The 2,424-nt window shown below is 28.4% G+C and carries 1 protein-coding gene and 1 pseudogene; both read left to right on the forward strand.

The features are described from left to right. A pseudogene (locus VIM70_RS21745) lies at positions 1-387 on the forward strand (hypothetical protein); the annotation flags it as partial. 487 nt (positions 388-874) lie between these two features. Further along, positions 875-2,248 carry a DUF4317 domain-containing protein gene (locus VIM70_RS21750; RefSeq protein ID WP_331947871.1) on the forward strand — a complete coding sequence of 458 codons (1,374 nt, stop codon included), beginning with the start codon at positions 875-877 and terminating at the stop codon, positions 2,246-2,248. Positions 2,249-2,424: the final 176 nt, after the last annotated feature.

The following is a 2,424-nucleotide window of genomic DNA, read 5'->3' on the forward strand; positions in this document are numbered from 1 at the left end:
TTACTTGGTAGATTTCAAGTATTATCAAATTTAGATCCATTATCAAGAGATAATCTTATTGAGGTACTTAAGCTTGATACTAGTGTATTTGAACAGTATAGAAAGATATTTGCTTATTTGGGTAAAAATCTTGAGTTTAACGATAATTGCTTTGAAGCAATTGCTGATATAGCTATTGAAGAAAAGATGGGTGCTAGAGGATTGGTTAGTATTGTTTCAAGAGTTTTAAGAGATTTAAGATATAATGCTCCTTCCGAAGATACTAAAGATTACTATGTAGACAAAGATTATATACTTAATGTTTATGCTAAGATAAATAAAGATTTGCCTCTATTAGCTGATATAGAAGTTAAAGTAGAATCACAAGTAGCATGTGAAACATTATAATATTCAAAGCAATAGTATCATTAATACTGGCAGTACTTAATAATTGTAGAGATATTGGAATATAAATACAGTATGTAGGTTTTATTTTAAAAGGAAAGTAATCCTCAATGTGGCGCCTACGACGACAAAATTGCCATTAAAAGAATACCATTTGCAGAAGGCGAAAAACCTTCTGCTTATTTTTTTTTATAATTTCATATATTATAACTAACTCAAGGCTTTGAGTGTAACCGTGTAGGTAAAGGTGATAGACGTAAATTGCTATAATATCTTTCAATTATGATAATCTGTCATACTCCCATATTCTATTCTCAATAGGAATAATTTTAAAAATTGATTAATATATAAATCCTTTATTTTTTGTAAAAGAAATACTATAATTAATAACGATAATATATTAATTATAGCTACAAATAAAAATACTAAAGACAAACCATTTCAATTATAAATTTACGTAAGGTTTGTCTATAAACTAAGGAGTTTATACATGAGAAGAAAAGATATACTTGAGTTAAAAAAACGTTTTAAAAAAGAACAATGCACCTTCACTAAAGTGTGTGGCTGCTATGTTAATGGAGAAAAACATACTATTTTAAAATTTAGAGAAAGTTTTCTGAATTTAGATGAGGATGAATACTTTAAATATTTAGAAATTGCTAAAAAAGTACTGTCTGGAACTATTGGAAATAATATTTTAGAACTTAACTTTTCAACTAATGAAGATTTTACAAGTGAGAGACAAATTTCTCTTATGCAGCTTAAAAACAGTCAATTAAAAGATGATGCTCATCTTGATAATCTTTATGATTTAATTATAGATAATTATGATTACACCGGTAATTTTTTAATACTCTTTTTTCATGATGCTTATGATGTTATTAGCAAAACCAAAGATAATATAAAGATAGATGAATCTGAAGAAGTATATGAATATGTGTTATGTGCAATATGTCCAGTTTCACTTTCAGAGCCTGGTCTTAGATACTTTGAAGAACAAAACGAAATAAAAGCACGTATTAGAGATTGGGTAGTCGAGGCCCCAACTAATGGCTTTGTGTTTCCTGCTTTTATTGATCGAAGTTCAGATGTTAACTCTATTATGTATTACACAAAAAATGCAAAGGATACACATACTGAATTAATGGAAAATGTTTTAGGTTGTCTTTCAAAACAAACGGCTACGATGCAAAAGGAAACATTTCAATCAATTATTAAAGATTCTTTTAGCTTGGATGAAATTAAAGCTGATAAAATTTTTATGGATATACAAGAGAACCTAAGCATTATGATAGAAGAATACAATGATTTAAACGATGATGCAGATTCTGAACCTATAAGCTTAACAAAGAAGGATATACAAAACCTTTTAATAGAAAGTGAAGTTCCGCAGGAAATTACTACTATGATTGAAAACTCCTATGTAGAGAACTTTGGTGAAGATATCACTTTAGCAAAAAATTTAATTGACACAAAGGCACTTAAGGCAAATGTGCAAAGAAAAAAGGAAGAACGCCTTCACAAACAAGTAGAAATACTTCAAGCTAGACTTGATCAAGTTAAACAAGAGAATACTATAGATAATGAAACTCAACTGTCTACAGAAGGTAATGATGATAACATGGTTTTAGAAGAAGTTTCAGCAACTGATTTAGAAGAAACTTTAGAAACTAATTTAGAGAAAGTTCCAGATGCATTTGCAGAAGATAATAATGTTACCCCTCATTATGATGTAATACTACAGGTAAAACCCGAAAAAGTATCTCAAATAAAATCTCAAATAATTAATGGCCAAAAATGCATAGTTATTCCTATTAATGACAATGAACAAACTACGGTTAATGGTATAGATAATTTGATTTAAAGAAGATTAATTAACTATTTTATCCCGAGGCATTAAATAAAAAAGACAAATATTAAAGGAGTATAACATATGGTTAGATCAATTATGAAAGACATATTCTTTCTTAATCAAAAATCAGAACTTGCTACAAAAGCAGATGCTCAGGTGATACAGGATTTGCTTGATACGCTTAAAGC

It is taken from the genome of Clostridium sp., assembly GCF_036569345.1.
GTDB lineage: Bacteria > Bacillota > Clostridia > Clostridiales > Clostridiaceae > Clostridium_AD.

Coding starts and splice junctions, on each gene's coding strand:
- VIM70_RS21750 (WP_331947871.1), top strand. CDS start 875: ATGAGAAGAAAAGATATACTTGAGTTAAAAAAACGTTTTAAAAAAGAA.